Source organism: Streptomyces sp. NPDC050759, assembly GCF_044456945.1.
Classification (GTDB): Bacteria; Actinomycetota; Actinomycetes; order Streptomycetales; family Streptomycetaceae; genus Streptomyces.
In genome coordinates this window covers 39,220-57,774 of the sequence record NZ_JBITGI010000016.1, presented here as the reverse complement: position 1 = coordinate 57,774, position 18,555 = coordinate 39,220, and the positions used below count along the sequence as shown (strand labels likewise).

20 protein-coding genes are annotated in these 18,555 nt (G+C 71.4%); 6 read left to right on the top strand and 14 right to left on the bottom strand.

What is annotated here, in order from left to right; translation table 11 throughout:
- Window positions 1–137: 137 nt before the first annotated feature.
- Both ACIBJB_RS36260 and ACIBJB_RS36255 read right to left on the bottom strand, forming a co-directional pair.
- Window positions 138–521 (bottom strand): VOC family protein, encoded by a 384-nt coding sequence (locus ACIBJB_RS36260; RefSeq protein WP_057611570.1) that lies wholly within the window; start codon window positions 519–521, stop codon window positions 138–140.
- Window positions 522–549: 28 nt separating this feature from the next.
- Window positions 550–909, bottom strand: coding sequence for a VOC family protein (locus ACIBJB_RS36255; RefSeq protein WP_398937187.1), 360 nt, complete (start codon window positions 907–909; stop codon window positions 550–552).
- Between the two features lie 126 nt (window positions 910–1,035).
- Here ACIBJB_RS36255 and ACIBJB_RS36250 point away from each other — a divergent pair, with 126 nt between their 5' ends.
- Entirely contained in the window at window positions 1,036–1,545 is a 510-nt protein-coding gene (locus ACIBJB_RS36250) for a CGNR zinc finger domain-containing protein (RefSeq protein WP_398937185.1), read from the top strand.
- A gap of 118 nt (window positions 1,546–1,663) precedes the next feature.
- On the opposite strand, the gene ACIBJB_RS36245 is transcribed toward ACIBJB_RS36250, so the two are convergent.
- From ACIBJB_RS36245 to ACIBJB_RS36220, 6 genes are all read right to left on the bottom strand, one after another.
- Window positions 1,664–2,362, bottom strand: a complete 699-nt coding sequence (locus ACIBJB_RS36245; RefSeq protein ID WP_398937183.1) for a cupredoxin family copper-binding protein — start codon at window positions 2,360–2,362, stop codon at window positions 1,664–1,666.
- Entirely contained in the window at window positions 2,359–2,817 is a 459-nt protein-coding gene (locus ACIBJB_RS36240; RefSeq protein ID WP_398937180.1) for a hypothetical protein, read from the bottom strand. Before ACIBJB_RS36240 ends, ACIBJB_RS36245 begins: the two co-directional genes overlap by 4 nt.
- Before the next feature lie 119 nt (window positions 2,818–2,936).
- Complete coding sequence (locus ACIBJB_RS36235; protein WP_398937178.1) at window positions 2,937–3,959, bottom strand: plastocyanin/azurin family copper-binding protein; 1,023 nt, start codon at window positions 3,957–3,959, stop codon at window positions 2,937–2,939.
- Window positions 3,960–4,001: 42 nt separating this feature from the next.
- A complete protein-coding gene (locus tag ACIBJB_RS36230; protein ID WP_398937175.1) occupies window positions 4,002–5,321 on the bottom strand; it encodes a copper resistance CopC/CopD family protein in 1,320 nt (439 codons plus the stop codon).
- A complete protein-coding gene (locus ACIBJB_RS36225; RefSeq protein ID WP_398937173.1) occupies window positions 5,318–5,959 on the bottom strand; it encodes a hypothetical protein in 642 nt (213 codons plus the stop codon). Before ACIBJB_RS36225 ends, ACIBJB_RS36230 begins: the two co-directional genes overlap by 4 nt.
- Before the next feature lie 243 nt (window positions 5,960–6,202).
- Complete coding sequence (locus tag ACIBJB_RS36220; RefSeq protein ID WP_398937171.1) at window positions 6,203–7,348, bottom strand: DNA gyrase subunit B; 1,146 nt, start codon at window positions 7,346–7,348, stop codon at window positions 6,203–6,205.
- A gap of 504 nt (window positions 7,349–7,852) precedes the next feature.
- Between ACIBJB_RS36220 and ACIBJB_RS36215 the strand changes: the two genes are divergently transcribed.
- Complete coding sequence (locus ACIBJB_RS36215) at window positions 7,853–8,473, top strand: carbon-nitrogen hydrolase family protein (RefSeq protein ID WP_398937470.1); 621 nt, start codon at window positions 7,853–7,855, stop codon at window positions 8,471–8,473.
- A 37-nt stretch (window positions 8,474–8,510) separates the two neighbouring features.
- Complete coding sequence (locus ACIBJB_RS36210; RefSeq protein WP_398937169.1) at window positions 8,511–9,146, top strand: hypothetical protein; 636 nt, start codon at window positions 8,511–8,513, stop codon at window positions 9,144–9,146.
- A 245-nt stretch (window positions 9,147–9,391) separates the two neighbouring features.
- Here the strand turns inward: ACIBJB_RS36210 and ACIBJB_RS36205 are convergent, their stop codons facing one another.
- The gene (locus ACIBJB_RS36205) at window positions 9,392–10,735 is read right to left on the bottom strand and encodes a UDP-glucose dehydrogenase family protein (protein ID WP_398937167.1); all 1,344 of its coding nucleotides are present in this window, start codon (window positions 10,733–10,735) and stop codon (window positions 9,392–9,394) included.
- A gap of 178 nt (window positions 10,736–10,913) precedes the next feature.
- Here ACIBJB_RS36205 and ACIBJB_RS36200 point away from each other — a divergent pair, with 178 nt between their 5' ends.
- Entirely contained in the window at window positions 10,914–12,071 is a 1,158-nt protein-coding gene (locus tag ACIBJB_RS36200; RefSeq protein ID WP_398937165.1) for an acyl-CoA dehydrogenase, read from the top strand.
- On the opposite strand, the gene ACIBJB_RS36195 is transcribed toward ACIBJB_RS36200, so the two are convergent.
- Complete coding sequence (locus tag ACIBJB_RS36195) at window positions 11,972–12,208, bottom strand: DUF397 domain-containing protein (RefSeq protein WP_398937468.1); 237 nt, start codon at window positions 12,206–12,208, stop codon at window positions 11,972–11,974. The two genes, ACIBJB_RS36200 and ACIBJB_RS36195, sit on opposite strands and share 100 nt — an antisense overlap.
- Window positions 12,209–12,271: 63 nt before the next feature.
- Window positions 12,272–12,829, bottom strand: coding sequence for an acyl-CoA thioesterase (locus ACIBJB_RS36190; RefSeq protein ID WP_398937163.1), 558 nt, complete (start codon window positions 12,827–12,829; stop codon window positions 12,272–12,274).
- A 119-nt stretch (window positions 12,830–12,948) separates the two neighbouring features.
- On the opposite strand from ACIBJB_RS36190, the gene ACIBJB_RS36185 reads away from it, so the two are divergent.
- Window positions 12,949–14,238 carry an LCP family protein gene (locus tag ACIBJB_RS36185; protein WP_398937161.1) on the top strand — a complete coding sequence of 430 codons (1,290 nt, stop codon included), beginning with the start codon at window positions 12,949–12,951 and terminating at the stop codon, window positions 14,236–14,238.
- 12 nt (window positions 14,239–14,250) lie between these two features.
- On the opposite strand, the gene ACIBJB_RS36180 is transcribed toward ACIBJB_RS36185, so the two are convergent.
- The 3 genes from ACIBJB_RS36180 to ACIBJB_RS36170 all read right to left on the bottom strand — a co-directional run bounded on the left by ACIBJB_RS36180 (window position 14,251) and on the right by ACIBJB_RS36170 (window position 17,394).
- Window positions 14,251–15,024: a class I SAM-dependent methyltransferase gene (locus tag ACIBJB_RS36180; RefSeq protein ID WP_398937465.1), complete on the bottom strand. Its 774-nt coding sequence runs from the start codon at window positions 15,022–15,024 to the stop codon at window positions 14,251–14,253.
- Window positions 15,025–15,365: 341 nt separating this feature from the next.
- Window positions 15,366–15,728: a four-helix bundle copper-binding protein gene (locus tag ACIBJB_RS36175; RefSeq protein ID WP_398937159.1), complete on the bottom strand. Its 363-nt coding sequence runs from the start codon at window positions 15,726–15,728 to the stop codon at window positions 15,366–15,368.
- Between the two features lie 205 nt (window positions 15,729–15,933).
- Complete coding sequence (locus ACIBJB_RS36170) at window positions 15,934–17,394, bottom strand: LCP family protein (RefSeq protein WP_398937156.1); 1,461 nt, start codon at window positions 17,392–17,394, stop codon at window positions 15,934–15,936.
- 131 nt (window positions 17,395–17,525) lie between these two features.
- Between ACIBJB_RS36170 and ACIBJB_RS36165 the strand changes: the two genes are divergently transcribed.
- Complete coding sequence (locus tag ACIBJB_RS36165) at window positions 17,526–18,554, top strand: glycosyltransferase family 2 protein (protein WP_398937153.1); 1,029 nt, start codon at window positions 17,526–17,528, stop codon at window positions 18,552–18,554.
- Window position 18,555: the final 1 nt, after the last annotated feature.

Sequence of the window (18,555 nt, the reverse complement as noted above, 5' to 3'; positions counted from 1 at the left end):
CCGAGCTCGACGGATGGCCGGCGGTGCGGCACGGGGTCGGTCCAGCACAGGTGGCATCGCCGGACTCGGCGGGCGGCGGCGCACGGGATCGGCCCGGCACAGGAGGCATCGCCGAGCCCGACAGATAGCCGGCGGTGCTACACGGGGTCGATCCGGCAGAGGCAGAAGGGGTGGCCCGCGGGGTCCGCGTACACCCGGAAGTCCTCCTTGTCCTCCGCGTGGAGTGGCCGTCCACCCAGCTCCAGCACCCGGGCCTCGGCCGCGTCGATCTCCTCCCAGGTGGTCCCGCCGTCGAAGTCGAGGTGGAACTGCTGGGAGTTGCGGTCCGCCCGCGGCCACTCCGGCGGGGTGAGCCCCGGTGCGCTCTGGAAGGCCAGCCGGGGGCCGCCGGGGACACGCAGGACCACCCACTCGGGGTCGTCGTCCTCCGGGGTGCCGCCCACGATCCCGGCGTAGAAACGGGCGAGCGCGCGGGGATCGGGGCAGTCGATCACGACGGAACGGAAGCGTGCGACAGTCACGAGAGCTCCTCCTGGTTGGACCGGCGGTTCAGCAGGCGCAGAGACAGAACGGGTGCCCCGCCGGGTCCGCGTACACACGGAAGGTGCGGGAGCGGTCCTCGGAGTCCAGCGGCTTCGCCCCGAGCGCCAGCACCTCCTTCTCGGCCGCGTCCAGGTCCTCGACGGTCAGGTCCAGGTGGAACTGCTGCGAGGCGTCGGGGGCGGGCCACTTCGGCGGTACGAAACCGGGGGCGGCCTGGAAGGCCAGCGACGGTCCGCCCGCGGTCTTGAGGTCCACCCAGTCGCCCTCGCCCTCGACGGTGCCGCCGAGGACGCCGGCGTAGAAACCGGCGAGCGCGCGCGGGTCCGGACAGTCCAGTACGACGACTCCGAGTTCGGCGATGGCCATGGCTTCCTCCTTGAACTCCTAGAAGCGGTGTTACCTGTAGAGCCTGGTAACCAGTAACCGTTACTGCATGCTCCCGTATTGGGGGTAACCTCGCAAGGGGATTAACTAGCTAGGTAGCGTGCAGCCATGAGTGAGCGATCGCCCGCGCCCGGTGCCCTTGACCTGGTCGAGGCCCTGGTCAACACGGTGGATCTGGAGTCGGGCGCCGATTCGCTGGACACGGCGGAGGGACGGGCGCGCTTGGGGATCGCCGAGGGCGAGGTCGCGGAGGCGCGCGAGCTGCGGGAGTCGCTGCGGGTCGCTCTGCTGGCCCACGCGGGGCATCCGCCGCATCGCGCGGTGACGCCGCTGGGGGAGTTGCTGGCGGCCGCGCCGCTGGTCCTGACGGTGGCCGCGTCGGACGGCTCGGCCGCCCTCGCCCCCGCCGACCCCCGCCCGCTCCTCTCCCGTGTCGCCGCCGCCGTCGCGGAGTCCCTGATCGCCGGCACCTGGACGCGGCTGAAGGCCTGCGAGGCGGCGGACTGCCACTGGGCGTACTACGACCGCAGCCCGGCGGGCCGGGGGCGCTGGTGCTCCATGCAGGTGTGCGGCGCACGGGCGAAGATGCGGAGGTATCGGGGGAAGGGGGCGCCTTAGGAGTGCGGCGCCGTGGGGGAGCCGGTCGCGCTCACGCGGAGCCGCATGTCGACACAGCTCCGCGCCCTCCAGGGGCGCGGGGAACTGCGCGAGCGGCCACGACGGCGCCGCACCCGACCTACACGCCCTCCTCTCCTCCCCGCGGAGCCGAAGCCGCCGCCCGCGACCCCACCAGAAGCAGGCACAGCACCGCGACCCCCGCGACCAGACCGGCCAGGACCAGCAGCGGATCCAGCGGCCGGGCCGGAGACGCGGACGCCTGGGTCGCGGCCGGCTGCGCCGCCTGCGAGGCCTGTGGCGACGGCGCCGTCGGCGGTACGGCCGCCTGGGACGCCGTGGGTGAGGGCGAGGAGCCGGCACGGGGCGCCGCAGCGCTGCGGCCCGTCGTCATGCCCGGCATCGTCGAGTGCTCCTGCTGACTCGTGGACGGCTGCGTGTGCTCGTGCTGCGTCGGTGCCGCCGGGGTCGGCGCCGGAGCCGCCGCCCGGACCGTGATGCCCGCGGTCATGTCCGGGTGGACCGTGCAGACATAGCCGTAGGCACCGGCCGTGGTGAACGTGAAACTCCAGCTCTGACCCTTGTTGAGCATGGGGGAGTGGATCGCGAGCGGGCCGGAGGTGGTCTTCACGTCGTGCGGTGCCGTGTCGTAGTTGGTCCACGTCACCGTGGACCCGGCGGGCACACTCAAGGACGCCGGCGAGAACGCGTACCCCTTCATCGCCACCTGGAAAGTCGCCGCCGACGCCTCGTGACCGTACGGCAGCATCCCCACGACGAGCAGCGCGAGCACCGCCGCGGCCCGCAGTACCCCCCTCATGCGAACTCCGCCGCGACGAGCAGCCTGAGGCGCGTGGCCGGAATCCGCCAGGGCAGCCGGAATCCGGTGGCCCGGCGCAGCAGCCGGTACGGCAGCTTGGCCGCGCCCACGACGAGCAGCCGGTTCTCCTCGCGCTCGACCACCCGCAGCCGCAGCAGGACGGGGAAGGCGACGTCGTTCAGGGCGAGGTCGCCGGTGACCTGGAGCCGGTCGCCGGGCACAGTGTCGACCCGCTCGGAGGTGAGGACGGCCCGCAGTTCACGGTCGTCGAACGCGAAGCGGAACGCGGGCTGTTCGGCGTCCGGGGACATCTCCATGGACGCCTCGGCGAGCGGTATCCGTCGCCGCCGCAGCGGCAACGGTCCGTACCAGGCGGTGAGTTCGGTGAGCGAGCGGCCGGGGGCCACGGTGTAGCGCTGGGGCGGAGGAACGGTGGGCAGGGTGACGGTTGTCATCCCGAACTCCTTGGAAAGCGGTTCCCGAAATGTGGTGGCGGTGTGGAGAATGGGGCATGGACGCCGCTCCGGCCGGCTGAGCCCCGGCCGGAGCGGCGTCCACCCTTGCGCGGGACGCGTCAGCAGCTGGCGGTGAGGAAGTCCGTGGTGGGCTTGAGCATGTGCCCGGCCCACACGGTGTGCATCTTCACGTAGCTGTCGACGTCGAGCAGGTCGGTGACCTGCTGTCCGAGCGATTCCTCCAGGTGTGCCGAGTAGATGTGCTGGAGCAGCACGGTGAGGGTGTCGTCGGCCACCGAACCACCGTCACTGACGGCCGGCTTGAGGATGGACTCGATCCACACCGTGTGCATCTTGAGGTACGAGTCGAGCGCCAGCGCGTCCTGTACCTGCTGGCCCGGCGACTCCGAAAGGTGCGCCGCGTAGAGGTGCTGCAGGATCGGCAGCAGCTCGTTGTTGATGCTGGCGCACTGCTCGCCGGAGCCGGAGCCACCACCGGAGGTCGGCGTGGCCGTCGGGGGCGCGGTGGGCGTACCCGTGGGCGGCGTCGAGGTGGGGGTGGCCGTAGGAGTGGCCGTGGGCGTGCCGGTCGGCGTCGCGGTCGGGGTGGGCGCGGGCGTCGTACCGCCACCGCCACCGCCGGACGCGGCGACGACCTTCACGGACGACACCATGTCCGGGTGCACCGCGCAGTAGTACTCGTACGTCCCCACCTTGGTGAAGGTGTACGACCACGACTGGCCCTGCTTCAGGGTCCCCGAGTCGAAGGCCACCGGGGCCTTGGTCGTGGTCACCGTGTGCGGTGCGCTGTCGTGGTTGGTCCACTGGACGGTCTGGCCGGCCTCGACGACGAGCTGCTTACCGTCGCCGAACTTGTAGCTCATGATGTCGACCTGGTAGTCCGGCTTGGCGGCCGCGGCGGGCTGGACCTCGGCAGCGGCGGCAGCGGGCGCCTGAGCCGCGCCCGCGGTCTGCTGCGAGGAACTCGTCGAACCCGAGGCCGCGTTCAGCAGTCCGAGGCTGAGCACGGCCGCGAGTGCCGCACCGAGCCCCACGAACAGCAGGGACCGGCCCCCGGACCTACCGGCCTTGGCCGTCGGCGGCTCGAGCCGCCGCTCGCCGGTCTCATCGCTTCTTTTCACTTCAACTCCTATTGTTTCCCAGGGAGTTGTTTCCCATGGAGTTCAGCGGCCAGGATCGGCCGTGACCAGCAGACTCGTCACGGCGAGGACGACGAGGACCAGCCCCGTCTCAGCCGCGACCGAGTAGCCGAAGGGCCGCACGGTGGCGGCGTCGCCGCGCAGCAGCACGGCGAGATCGAGGCGGGTGCGCACCCACTGGCGGCTCGCGTACGCGGCCACCAGGACGCCCCCGAGGACGGCTGTCTTGACGAGCAGCAGATGCCCGTACGAGGTGTGCAGCAGGGCGCCGTACGACCCCACCACCTGCCAGGCGAGCACCAGCCCGGCGCCGACGATGGCCGTGACGCTCACGGCCGCGAGCTTGGAGTAGCCCGGCACGACCCGCGCCAGCTCCGCGGCCCGGCGGCGCGGCAGTACGGCCAGCGCGAGCATGGCGAGCCCGCCGATCCACAGCGCGGCCCCGAGCAGGTGCACGAAGTCGGCGACGGCACCCCAAGTGGGCTCACTGCCCTCGGAATTGTGGCCCGTCATCCCGGTCGTGCGCAGCAGCCCGAAGGTCACCGCGAGGGCGCCCACCCGCCAGCCCGGCGAGCGGGAGGTGGCCGCGCCGCCCTGGAGCAGCGCGCTGAGCACCACGGCCGCGAGCACCCACATCAGCCCTCGTGCGGCGAGCACGATGCCGGGTTCGGTGGCCAGGATGTCCGCGTAGGTCGCCGGGCGCAGCGCGTCCCGCAGCCCGCCGAAGGAGGTGTAGGCGCCCTGGAGCCCGACGGCCGCCACGGTCGCCAGCAGCCCGCCCGTCCAGGCGAGCCCCAGCAGCGCCCGGGCCCGCGGTTCCCGGGTGCCGCCCGGCCACAGCAGCGCGACGAACGCGAGCCCGCCGACGAACAGGGCCAGCGCGAGGTATCCGGTCCAGCGGACGGCGACGAGGCCCTTGCGCACCGAGGGGGACGGCGCGGGGGCGGCAGCCGGGGCCTCGTCGCCGCCGGTCCTGGTGGCGGCCGTGCCGGCGGTGAAGCTGATCCGGCCGGAGGAGGCGTGCCCGTCCTCCTCGTCCACGACGGACCAGACGACGGCGAACCTCCCGTCCGCCGGGCTGTTGAGAGCGACCCGCACGACACTCTTCTTCGCCGTATGCGACACCGGCAGCCGGTCGCCGTCCACCGTCAGCACCCGTACGTCGGCCAGGTCGACGGCCTCGTCGAAGGTGAGGACGAGGCTGCCGGGCGCCTTCTTCAGGTCTGCCCCGTCCTTGGGGGAGGAGCTCACCAACTGGGTGTGGGCGGAGGCCGGTTGGACCGCGCCGAACAGGGCGCAGAGCAGGGCGGCGAGGAGGAGCAGGGTCCGGCGCAGGGTCGTCACGGGGTCGCCTCCGGCTGCGGGGAGGCGGAGGCGGGGGCGAGGATGCCGCCCAGGAGGCTCGAGGCGGGGGCGAGCCCGACGCAGGGGGAGGCGGTCGGCGACGGGGACGGGGTCGCCGCCGGGGCGTCCAGGAGGCCGAGGACGGAGTCGGTGACCCCGACGAGCAGCGGCTGTACGAGCTTCACCTCACCGTCCGCGCAGCTGTCCGTGCCCGAGGGGGAGGGCGTGGGCGAGGTGGGCGCGGGGGTGGGCGTGGGCGAGCCGGTGCCCGGGACCGGCGTGGTGCCGTGGCCGGCGTGCCCGCCCCCCTGGCCACCACCGGAGCCGATGGGGACCGTACCGGTCACCGCGCCCCCGCCGCCGTATCCGAGGCCGCCGCCGACTCCGCCGACTCCGCCGTACGAAGGCAACTCCCCTGAGCCCACCGGGCCTTGACCACTCCCCGGGGAAGTCGTCGCCGGTGCCGTGGCCGCGGGCGGGGTGACCGGGGGAGCGGCCTCGGCCGCGCCGGAAGCGGGGGCGCCGATGCCCGACGCGTAGCCCAGCACGATCACCACGGTGCCGACGAGCGCCCCGGCGACCAGTTCGTCGCGGTGGTCACGCGGAAGGACACCCGTCGCCCTGCGGAACAAGGGCATGACTCACTCCTGACATGCTCAGCTCAATCCGACCGAAGAACGCGGCCGATGACGAACAGTGGAGTGGAGAGCGGATTCCGCATCAATACGCACCGGTTAACCGATGGTTGCCTACCTCTCCATTGCGGGGGCGTGGTCTGTGAGAACGGTCGATTCCGCACCGTGCTCGAATGCAAATCGAACTCGTGTTGAGGATTCCGGGGAGGGCAGGCATATGCCAATGCGTAAGGTCCCGACGAAATATCAGAGAAGCCGACCGACGAGGGCCGCGGCCTGCTCCGGCTGCTCGTCCAGCCAGCTTCCCAGGTGCTTCCGCACGGTTTCCTCGACGGCGGAGCGCACGGTCACGTTGCCCAGCGCGCCGCATGTGGCGCCGAGGAACTCGGGCTCGTCCAACTTCACCGACACGACAGCCGTCAGGCCCGCACAGATCCTTTCGGCGCTCAGATCGGGATCGGCCGGGGTCAGCAACTGCTGCTTGCGCGCATACGCGTTGACCGCGGCGGCCACTCCCCCGCGGAAGCCCTCCGTGTGCGTGCCGCCCTCGGGGGTGGGCCGGCTGTTGGCGAAACTCCGGATCCGCTCCTGGCGGGAGCTACACCACCGCAAACCCACCTCCACCGCCCCAGTTTTCGGGTCCTCTCGCTCGAAGCGGATGACGTCCGGATGGAGGGGCGGCCCCGCCTCCGCATCGAGGAAGGTGACGAACTCCCGCACACCGTCAGGGAATCGCAACCGCACCGAACGGGGCACGCCCGAAGTGCGTTCGTCGGTCAGCGAGATGTCCAGGCCCCGGTTCAGGAAGGCCAGTTCCCTGAAGCGCTCCTCGAGCGCGGCGAACGAGAACTCCGTCGTCTCGAAGATGCCGTCGTCCGGCCGGAAAGCGAGGGTGGTCCCGCTTCCGGTCGTCGGTCCGGCGGCGACAGGTGCGGTGACCGCGGCGCCGCGGACGTACTCCTGGACCCAGAGCACCCCCTCACGCCGCACCTCGGCCCTCAGGCTGCTCGACAGGGCGCTGGTGACGCAGGGGCCGACACCGACGAATCCCGACGTCACCGAGTGGCGACCGCCGGGGTCCGCCCCGGTGACGGGTCGGGTCAGCAGGCTCTCGAGACCGGGGCCGCCGACGTGCCCCGCGGCCTCGACGGGGACACCGGGTCCGTCGTCGGCGACCCGCACGCCACCGTCGGCGGTGAGGGTGACGTCGACGTGGGTGGCGCGGCCGGCCAGGACCTCGGCCACGGCGCGGTCGGTGGCCTCGAACACCAGCTGCCGCAGGCCGCGTTCGCCGACGGAGCCGACGTACATCCCGGGCCGCTTCCGGATGGCTTGCCGCCCCTCCAGAACCTCGATCCGACTGGCGTCGTACCTGCTGGCTTCCCCGCTCACGAAATCCTCCCGCGATGCCGCCCGACAGACCTCGCCAGCGTAGGGGAAATCCCGAAAAACACCAGGTCAGAGTAGGTTTGCCGCAGCCGTGGACGGGCGGGTGAACCCCGAACAGGAGGCCGCCGACCAAAGGGGTCCGAGCCCGTCACCACATCGCGTCCCGGACAGCACCGAGACCCCGCACGGCCCCATTGCCGGCGCCCCTGAGGACGTTGATTCACCTGCTTCTCGCGAGGAGGTTCCGGCGTTCACGCCGGGGAGGAGCACGGTCATGGAAGATCCCACCGACCCCGGGAACCTGCGGGCGGCGGCGCGGAGAACCGCGGCCTGATGCCCGTGACGCGCGGGCCGCCGGAGCGACGCTCGTACAGTTCCCGGAGAGGGCGATCACCTACCCCGGCAAGCACGTGATGTCGTCCGGCCCTCAGGGGACGCTCGCCGCCGCGGACTGGAGCCGGGGCGACTGGGACGTCGGTACGTGCCGAGGCACGGGCCGTCGCCGATCTGGCCGGAGAACTGGGCCTGTGGGTCGCCTTCGGAGCACCGCATCCGTTGACCTGGCCGCACCGCCCGCACAACAGTCTGTACGTGGTCTCGGACACCGGGGAGCTCGTCGGCCGCTACGACATGCGCTACCTGTCGCACACCGAGGTCTCGTACCTGTACACCCCCGGCACGGCCCCCCTCGTCTTCGAGGTCGACGGCGTCCGGTTCGGTGTCGCGCTGTGCATCGAGGCGAACTTCCCCGAACTGTTCGCGGAGTACGAGCGGTTGGACGTGGACTGGGTGCTGCTCTCCGTCATGGTCTACGACGCCGCCCGCGCGGTCCTCGCGCAGGCCTACGCGACCCTCTACACGTACTGGGTGGGCTACGCCGTCCCGGCCCAGTTCGGAGCGACCGCCCCCGCCACGATCACCGCCCCCGGCGGCCGACGCCTCGCGACCGGCCCCGTCGGCAACCGGCCCGGCCTCGCCGTCGCCGACATCGACCCGGACACCCAGGACCCCGACATCGACATCGCCCTCCGCCGCGCCCGCCCCTGGCGCCGGACGGCCCGCGGGGGGCTGTACGACAGCCACGTCGTCGTGGGCGACGCCAGAAGCGACATCCGCACCGAATTCTGACGTGAACGCGGCCGCACTCGTACGGCATCATGCGTGGATGATCACCGTGCGGCCCGTCCTGGAGATCTGCGCTCCCGAGGGCTTCGACCTGTGGCCGGTCGCCGCGGCCGAGCCCTACACCTTCCTGCCGCTCGGTGGAGAACTCACCCAAGACGAGATCGGCACCGCGGTGATGGCCCTCGCCTCCTGCAACGACCTCGACCCCGACGACGACCGTCCGCCGCGCCCCGCCGACCCGCTCGGCGGCTTCCTGCACGGGCTGCTGACGATGGATCCGCTCTTCGCCTCGGGCGGCCTCCGGGTGACCGACACGGCCACCGGCGCGGTCCTGGTGCCGGGCTGCTGCAGCGGGCTGGAGGACCGGGGCGACTGGTGGGAGGTCCTCGACGGCGACGGCTGGGCCGGCTTCGGCCACAACCCGTCACCCGTGGCCGAGCGGTACGGCGAAACCGTCCGCCTGACCGTGGACAGCGACGCGGAGGCGAGTCCGGTGATCGAGGTCTCCGTGCCCGAACTGCGCCGCCTGCTCACCCAGGCGGAACACGAGGTGGCCGCCTTCCTCCACCAGGCCGCGCTCTGGACCGCCAGACAGCTCCCCGACCGCTCGGAGCAGGTCTCCAGGGCGATCAAGCGCGCGCTGACGCTGCCCACGCCCGGTACGTCCGGGCCGTAGACGCTGACACCGCCGCGGTCGAGGCGGTTGGTTGCACTGATGTTCCGGTGCCGGCCGTGTCGGGGTGTTGGTGCTGGTTGTGTCGGGCGGTGGGCCGTGTCGGGGTGTTGGTGCTGACTGTGTCGAGGCGGTGGGCCGTGTCGGGGTGTCGGTGCTGACTGTGTCGAGGCGGTGGGCCGCGCCGCGGTTTCGGTGCTGCCGGTGTCAGGCGGCCCCCCGGCCCGGATCCCTGGTGCCGCCGGTGGTCAGGCGGTGGGCCGGCCCATCGCCCGGTAGGTCCACCCGGCCTTGCGCCACAGCACCGGGTCCAGCGCGTTGCGCCCGTCCAGGACGACCTTCGCCGCCGCCACCTCGCCGAGGGCCGCCGGGTCCAGTTCGCGGAACTCCCGCCACTCCGTGAGGTGGAGCACGACGTCGGCGCCCCGGACCGCGTCCACGGCGGTGTCGGCGTAGACGAGGGTCGGGAACAGACGGCGGGCGTTGTCCATGCCCTTCGGGTCGTAGACCGTGACCTGGCCGCCCTGGAGGTGGATCTGCCCGGCGACGTTCAGCGCGGGCGAGTCCCGGACGTCGTCCGAGTCGGGCTTGAAGGTGGCGCCGAGCACCGCGACCCGCTTGCCGAGGAACGGTCCGCCGCCCAGTATCTGCCGGGCCAGTTCCACCATCTGGCCGCGCTGGCGCATGTTGATCGAGTCGATCTCGCGCAGGAAGGTCAGCGCCTGGTCGGCGCCGAGCTCACCCGCACGCGCCATGAAGGCCCGGATGTCCTTCGGCAGACAGCCGCCGCCGAAGCCGATCCCGGCCCGCAGGAACTTCTTCCCGATCCGGTCGTCGTAGCCGATGGCCTCCGCGAGCCTCGCGACATCGCCGCCGGAGGCCTCGCACATCTCCGCCATCGCGTTGATGAAGGAGATCTTGGTCGCCAGGAAGGAGTTCGCGGACGTCTTCACCAGCTCGGCGGTCGGGAAGTCGGTCACCACGAACGGCGTGTCCTCGCCGAGCGGCGTCGCGTACACCTCGCGCAGCAGCTTCTCCGCACGCTCGCTGCGCACGCCGACGACGATCCGGTCGGGGTGCAGCGTGTCGTCCACCGCGAAGCCCTCGCGCAGGAACTCCGGGTTCCAGGCCAGCTCGGCGTCGGCGCCCGCGGGGGAGTGGTCGGCCAGGTAGCGGGCGAGCCGGTCGGCGGAACCGACGGGCACCGTCGACTTGCCGACGACGAGGGCCGGGCGGGTCAGATGAGGGGCGAGGGACGCGATCGCGGAGTCGACGTACGACATGTCGCAGGCGTACTCGCCGTGCCGCTGCGGGGTGTTCACACAGACGAAGTGCACGTCACCGAAGGCGCCGACCTCTTCCCAGTCCATGGTGAAGCGGAGCCGGCCGGTGGAGCCCTCGATCCCGGCGACATGCTTGCGCAGCAGGTCCTCGAGACCCGGCTCGTACATGGGGACCTCGCCCCGCTGGAGCATCTCGATCTTCTCGGGCACCACGTCGAGCCCCAGCACCTCGAAACCGAGCTCGGCCATGGCCGCGGCGTGGGTGGCGCCGAGGTAGCCGGTACCGATCACGGTGATCTTGAGGGCCATGGAGACTCCAGAAAGGGGGACGGGCCAGTGCGCGCCCGAGCATAGTCGGAGCGTCTGACGGGCAGTTTTCCCGCTGTCGCCAAGCTCACGTATCACTCCCGTGGGCCGGGCCCTAAAATTTGAGTTACTTAACGGTAATTAGCACAGGCACTGCAGCGTCCTTGGAGCGTGAGAGACCTTGGCCGGATCGGCTGACTTCGACCTGTACCGCCCGTCCGAGGAGCACGACATGCTCCGGGACGCCATCCGCTCGCTGGCGGAGGCGAAGATCGCGCCCTACGCCGCCGCGGTCGACGAGGAGGCCCGCTTCCCGCGCGAGGCGCTGGACGCGCTGGTCGCCAACGACCTGCACGCCGTGCACGTCCCCGAGGAGTACGGCGGCGCGGGCGCCGACGCGCTGGCCACGGTGATCGTCATCGAGGAGGTCGCCCGCGCCTGCGTGTCCTCCTCCCTCATCCCCGCCGTGAACAAGCTGGGCTCGCTCCCGGTGATCCTCTCGGGTTCCGAGGACCTGAAGAAGAAGTACCTGTCGCCGCTCGCCAAGGGCGACGCGATGTTCTCGTACGCCCTCTCCGAGCCGGACGCCGGCTCCGACGCCGCCGGCATGAAGACCAAGGCGGTCCGCGACGGCGACCACTGGATCCTCAACGGCGTGAAGCGCTGGATCACCAACGCGGGCGAGTCCGAGTACTACACGGTGATGGCGGTCACGGACCCGACCAAGCGCTCCAAGGGAATCTCCGCGTTCGTCGTCGAGAAGTCCGACGAGGGTGTCTCCTTCGGCGCCCCGGAGAAGAAGCTCGGCATCAAGGGCTCGCCCACGCGCGAGGTCTACTTCGACAACGTCCGCATCCCCGCCGACCGCATGATCGGCGACGAGGGCACCGGCTTCGCCACCGCGATGAAGACCCTGGACCACACCCGCATCACCATCGCCGCCCAGGCCCTCGGCGTCGCCCAGGGCGCCTTCGACTACGCCAAGGGCTACGTCCAGGAGCGCAAGCAGTTCGGCAAGGCCATCGCCGACTTCCAGGGCATCCAGTTCATGCTCGCCGACATGGCCATGAAGATCGAGGCGGCCCGCGCCCTGACGTACCAGGCGGCGGCGGCCTCCGAGCGCCTCGACAAGAACCTCACCTTCCAGGGCGCGGCGGCCAAGTGCTTCGCCTCGGACGTGGCGATGGAGGTCACGACGGACGCGGTCCAGCTGCTGGGCGGGTACGGGTACACGCGGGACTACCCGGTGGAGCGGATGATGCGCGACGCCAAGATCACGCAGATATACGAAGGCACGAACCAGGTCCAGCGGATCGTGATGGCCCGCAACCTGCCGTAGCGAGCTGCGGAGGAAGCCCCGGTCCGATGGGGCCGGGGCTTTTCAGCGCGCTGCCCGCGCCGCGTACGACACGAAGTCCCCCAGGCGGTGGGCCCGAGGGCGAGGTGGGGGCCGGTCGGGTTCTTGGAGTCGCGTATGTGGATGGTGGTCGGGGTGGGGGCTGTCTCGACGCAGGCGGCGAGATCCCCTCGCTCCCGGCCTCAGTCCTCGAACCCCTCCGCCGCCCGCTTCTCCCGCAGCTCCAGGATCGCCCGGCGCCTCGCCAGTCGATGTGTCCGGCGGATCTGGGCCTCCTGGTAGCGGCGCTCGTCCCGTTCCGTCTCCGGGAGCACCGGCGGGACCCGGCGGGGCCTGCCGTCGGCGTCGACCGCGGCGAAGACGAGGTAGGCGGAGCCGACCTGGGTGGCGGGCGTGGACTCGTTCCAGCGTTCGGCGAGGACCCGCACACCGACCTCCATCGAGGTCCGGCCGGTCCAGTTGACCTGGGCCTTCACATGGACGAGGTCACCCACCCGGACCGGCTCCAGGAACGCCATCTCGTCCATGGAGGCGGTGACCGCGGGCCCGCCGCTGTGCCGGCCTGCCACCGCGCCCGCCGCGTCGTCCACCAGCTTCATGATCACGCCGCCGTGCACGGTACCGAGGAGGTTGGTGTCGGCCTGGGTCATGATGTGACTCAGCGTGGTGCGGGACGCCGAGGTGGGCTTGCCCGGGATCTCCGGAGTACCCGGTTGCGCGACGGTGGCCTGGTCTGTCATGGCCTCCACCTTATGCCGTGATGACAATCGCGGAATTTGTGTCAGCTTGGCAACAGCGGTGCCCTGATTTTCCGACGACCCTTGTATAGGGCACAGCCGGTACCTGCACACTGGGCCCCATGAACGATTGGCCCGAGGGATGGTCCGGCGACAACCGTGACCGGTACGGACGCGGCAGCGCGAGCGCACAGCCCGAGAGCGCCCGCGTGATGCGGCAGGTCGGCCGCGGTCAGGGGGCGCCCGGGCAGTCGGCGCCGCCGTACGGCAACGGCGTGCCCCAGCAGCCGTCGTACGTCGACGGCCGGGGCCACGGCGGTGGCTACGACAGCGGCTACAACACCGGCCAGGTCTACGGCGCCCCTGGCGGGGGCGGTGGCTACGGCGGCCCCGCCGAGCCGGGCGGCAGCGGCCGCGGTCCGCGGCCCGCGCCGAACTGGCGCAAGCGGATCAAGTGGACCGCGATCGTCGTGATCACCGGGCTGATCGTGACGACCGTCGCGACCTACTTCTGGGCCGACTCCAAGCTCAACCGCGAGGTCGACCTGTCCAAGGTCATCGACCGGCCGGAGCAGGGCGACGGCACCAACTACCTGATCGTCGGCTCCGACAGCCGCGCCGGACTCTCGTCCGAGCAGAAGAAGCAGCTGCACACCGGCTCCGCCGCGGGCAAGCGCACCGACTCGATGATGATCCTGCACACCGGCAGCAACGGCGACACGCTGATCTCGCTGCCGCGTGACTCGGACGTGGAGATCCCGACCTTCGTGGGCTCCGAGTCCGGCAAGACCTACAAGGGCACGGGCCGGCACGTGAAGCTGAACGCCGCCTACGCCGAGGACGGCCCCGAGCTGCTGGTGCGCACGGTCGAGTACAACACCGGGCTGAAGATCGACCACTACGTCGAGATCGGCTTCGCCGGCTTCGCGAACATCGTGGACGCGGTCGGCGGGGTCGAGATCGACATCCCCAAGGGCGGCATGAAGGACACCAAGTCCGGTGCGAACTTCACGGCCGGCAAGCAGACCCTGAACGGCGACCAGGCCCTCGCCTTCGTCCGCACCCGGTACGCGCTCGCGGGCTCCGACCTGGACCGCACGAAGAACCAGCAGAAGTTCCTGAACGCGCTCGCCAACCAGGTCGCCACCCCGAGCACCATCCTGAACCCCTTCAAGCTCTACCCGACGATGGGCGCGGGCCTGGACTCGCTGATCGTCGACAAGGACATGGGCCTGTACGACCTGGGCAAGATGTTCTGGGCGATGAAGGGCGTCAACGGCGGTGACGGCACGTCCATGAACATGCCGATCTCCGGTTCCACGGGCGGCAACCTGGTCTGGGACAAGGCCAAGGTGAAGACCCTGGTCGACGAGCTGAAGAACGACGAGAAGGTCACCGTCTCGGGCAACTGAGGGCCAGGGTCCTCAAGTCCGCCGTCCCGAACCGAGCAGCGCGATGTGCGGAAGGGCCAACTGCCCTTCCGCCACCGTGTGTTCGGCGCACAGCCGGTCGTACTCCCGCCGGATCCGTACGACGGTCCCCGCATCCTGCGAGGTGACGATCAGTCCGATCGTGGCGACCCCGCCCACGGCGGCGCTCCACCACTCCTCGACTCCGGCCCGGTGCTCCCAGGTGAGTTCGGCCGCCTCCGCCTCGATGAATCCGGCCCCGCCGAGCAGTTCGGCGAGGCCGTCCGCCGTACGGGGCCAGTCCTGCGCCGGATCCAGCCGCGGGAGGTAGGCCGGCGCCACGGCCCCGCCCGCCTCGCAGGCGCGGCCCAGCAGGTCCTGTCCCGCGCCGCGCCGTGCGCTCCACGTCGTGAGGGCGATCCGGCCGCCGGGGCGCAGCAGGCGGTGGAGTTCGGCGAGGGCGGCACGGGGGCGACCGACATGGTTGAGGACGAAGTTGCCGACGACGGCTTCGAACTCGCCGTCTGGGTAAGGGAGTTCGGGCAATACACCGGTGCACGCGTCGAGCCCGCGGGCACGCGCCGCCGCCACCATCCCGGCGTCGGCGTCCACGGCACTCACCCGGGCACCGCGCGCCCGCGCCGCCACCGCCGCCGTACCGGTGCCGGTGCCGACGTCGAGGACCCGCGTCCCCTCACCCACTCCGGCCGCGTCGAGCAGGGCCTCCACCGGGTGGGCGCACAGCCGCGCGAAACTCCCGGCATAGGCCTCGGTCCGGCCTCGCCACATCTCCCGCTCGGCGGCGTCGAAGGCCTCGGTGGCGTCCGTCGCCGGGGGCAGCGGCGGCGGCCGGAAGAGCCGGTCCGCGGGCCGTCCCCGCTCGTCCGTGTAGGGCGGCGTCGTGTTCTCGGGCGAGGTCATGTCCGGCAGTCTGCACCCCGATGATCAGGGGCAACTCCGGCAGGGTGCCCGCCCCCGCCGATCAGGGGCACTCCGGCAGGGCTGCCCACCCCGCCCATCAAGGGCCCCCCGATCAAGGGCACTACGCCCATCAAGGGCCCCCGATCAAGGGCACTACGCCAATCAAGGGCACCCCGCAGGGCGCCCTTGATCCGGTCAGCCGGCCGGCGTCACATCGCCATCCCCGACATCGCCTGACAGGTCTGCGCACAGCGACGACACGCCTCCGCGCAGCGCATCATCTGGGCGTCGTCCGGCATGGACATACACGCCTCGGCGCACATCTCGCATGCCTTGGCGCACATCGCGCACATCTCCGCTGACAGGGGCGAGCGGCGCATCATCATGTCCGCGCACATGCGGGTCATCTCGGCGCAGTCGATGAGCGCGCGCATGATCTGCATCTGCGCCTGGCCGCCCATCTGCATGCAGGAGCTCATGGTCTCCTCGCAGACGCTGTGGCATTCCATGCACGCCGCCACGCAGTCCTGCATCTCCTTGCTCATCGCGGACATGCTCTCGGCCTGGGTCATGGCTCCTCCTGGGGGACGCGGGAGCCCGGGCGGGCCCCGTGCCCTTCCGTCCTACGCCCGTCCGGCCCCGACCGCCACAAAACTGACGCAATCGGGCGTTGGCCCGGGCCCATGGGGCGGCGGCCCGGATCAGCCCCGGCCGGGGTCGTGGTTCCGCCTGCACGCACCCCACCTCGTCCGCCTGCACGCACCCCACCTCGTCCCCCTACACACACCCCACCTCGTCCCCCGTGACCACCCCGAACTCCCCCTGGAGCTCGTCCTCGGCCCGTACCTTGCGTACCCGCTCGAAGTCCGCGCCCGCGATCACCTTCAGCACCGCCCCCTGACCCTTCACCGCCCGCAGCTCGCTGCCGGGCAGGGCCGCCGCCAGGGAGCGGGCGGAGCGGTCCCAGCGGGGGTCGTAGGCGACGACCGTGCGCTTCAGCGTGCGGTCGGCGGAGTTCACCGGGAACCCCGTCGTGCGGAACCCCGTCGACGCCAGCGCCGCGTCGACGCGCTTGCCGAGTCCGTCCGCCGCCGTGCCGTTCTCGACCTGGACGCGGATCTGCTGCGGGGCCACCGGGACCAGCAGCGCCTTGTTCTTCGGCTTGTACGCGGCCAGCGGCTGGTCCTCGCGCAGGGACTTGAAGAGCCGCGACGACTTCACGGGGTCCCACTTCAAGGTCGACCCCACGCCCTTGACGGCGTATCCCATCTCCTCGATCGGCACGGTCGTGAACTCCGAGGAGGACGGGGAGAAGTTCCGCATCGCCCGGCCCAGACCGAGCAGTTCGTCCGTGCCGAAGCCCTTGTCGGCGCGTACGGAGCCGAGGACGGCCCGGGTCACGTCGCGGAACCTCATCGGGTTCAGGAGGATGCCGGACGAGGTCGCCCGGTCGATCAGCGCCGCGAGGAAGCGCTGCTGCCGCTTCATCCGGCCGAGGTCGGAGGAGCCGTCGGCGTGCCGGGAGCGGACGTACTGCAGGGCCTGCCCGCCCATCAGCCGGTGCCGGCCGGCCGCGAGGTCGAGGCCGGTGTACGCGTCCTTGAGCGGGTCGGCGTTGCAGATCTCGACGCCGCCGAGCACGTCCACCGTCTTCATGAAGCTGGTGAAGTCGACCTCCAGATAGTGGTCGATCTTCACATGGGTCATGTTCTCGACGGTCCGGACCGTCAGCTGGGGCCCGCCTTCCGCGTAGGCCGCGTTGATCTTGATGGGGTGCCCGTGGTGGCGTTCGCCCGTGGTCGCGTCGACGTGCGCGGGCGTCATCGCGTACGAGTCGCGCGGCAGGCTCACCACGCTCGCCCGCTCCCGGTCCTCCGAGATGTGCACGATCATGATCGTGTCGGTGCAGTGGCAGGGCTCGCCGCCCAGCCGGTACTTCTGCCGCTCGGCCTCGGTGATCTTGTCGCGGCCGTCGGTGCCGACCAGCAGCACGTTCATGCCGTCTCCGGCGCGCGGCCGGTTCTTCATGTCCTTGAAGGGGTCCACCCGCGCGATGTCCGCGTCGAGGCTGGTGACGACCGCGTGCCCGATCCCGGCGGAGGCGAGCACGACGACGGACAGCGTGGTCGCCGCCCGCATGCCCCAGCGGGGCCGCTTGCGTCGCACGGGGGGCCGGGAGGGCCGGCGCTGCGGGGGGCGAGGGCGGGCGGCGGAGGGGCGGGGCGGCGTGCTGGGCATGGGGGGACACCTCCGCGAGGGCAGCCGAACGAGGGATCATGAGCACCGTAGGCCCATACGATCTGCGACGACCGGCACCGCCCCGGGCGGGGCGCGGAGGTGTCCCCCGTTCGCGGTAACGTGTGCTCCCTATGAACGCCAAGCCCGACGTGCAGCTCCCCGCCGTATCTGTGATCATGCCCGTCCTCGACGAGGAGCGGCATCTGCGCGGAGCCGTTCAAGCGATCCTCGCGCAGGAGTACGCCGGCGAGCTGGAGGTCGTGATCGCCCTCGGTCCGTCCACGGACCGCACGGACGAGATCGCCGCCGAGCTCGTACAGGAAGACCCGCGCGTCCACACCGTCCCGAACCCCACCGGCCGCACCCCCGCCGCCCTCAACGCCGCGATCAAGGCATCCCGCCATCCGATCGTCGTCCGCGTCGACGGGCACGGCATGCTCTCGCCGAACTACATCGCGACCGCCGTACGGCTCCTGGAGGAGACCGGCGCGCAGAACGTCGGCGGCATCATGCACGCCGAGGGCGAGAACGACTGGGAGCACGCGGTCGGCGCCGCGATGACCTCGAAGATCGGCGTCGGGAACGCGTCCTTCCACACGGGAGGCGAGGCGGGCCCGGCCGAGACCGTCTACCTCGGCGTGTTCCGTCGCGAGGCGCTGGAGCAACAGGGCGGCTACAACGAGGAGTTCATCCGCGCCCAGGACTGGGAGCTCAACTTCCGGATCCGTGAGGCCGGCGGGCTGATCTGGTTCTCGCCGGAGCTCAGGGTGTCGTACCGCCCGAGGCCGAGCGTGAAGGCCCTCGCCAAGCAGTACAAGGACTACGGCCGCTGGCGGCACGTCGTCGCCCGCTACCACGAGGGCTCCATCAACCTGCGCTACCTCGCCCCGCCGGCCGCGGTGTGCGCGATCGCGGCCGGAATCGTGGTCGGCGCCGCGCTGACCCCGCTCGGCTTCGTCGTCCCCGGCGGCTACCTCGCGGCGATAGTCCTCGGCTCGCTGCCCGCGGGCAAGGGGCTCCCGCTGAAGGCACGGCTCCAGATCCCGGTGGCCCTCGCCACCATGCACATGTGCTGGGGCTACGGCTTCCTGACCAGCCCGCGCTCGCTGGCCAGGCGGGTCATCGCCTCGCGTCGGCCCGCGGTGCTGAACAAGGTGTGAG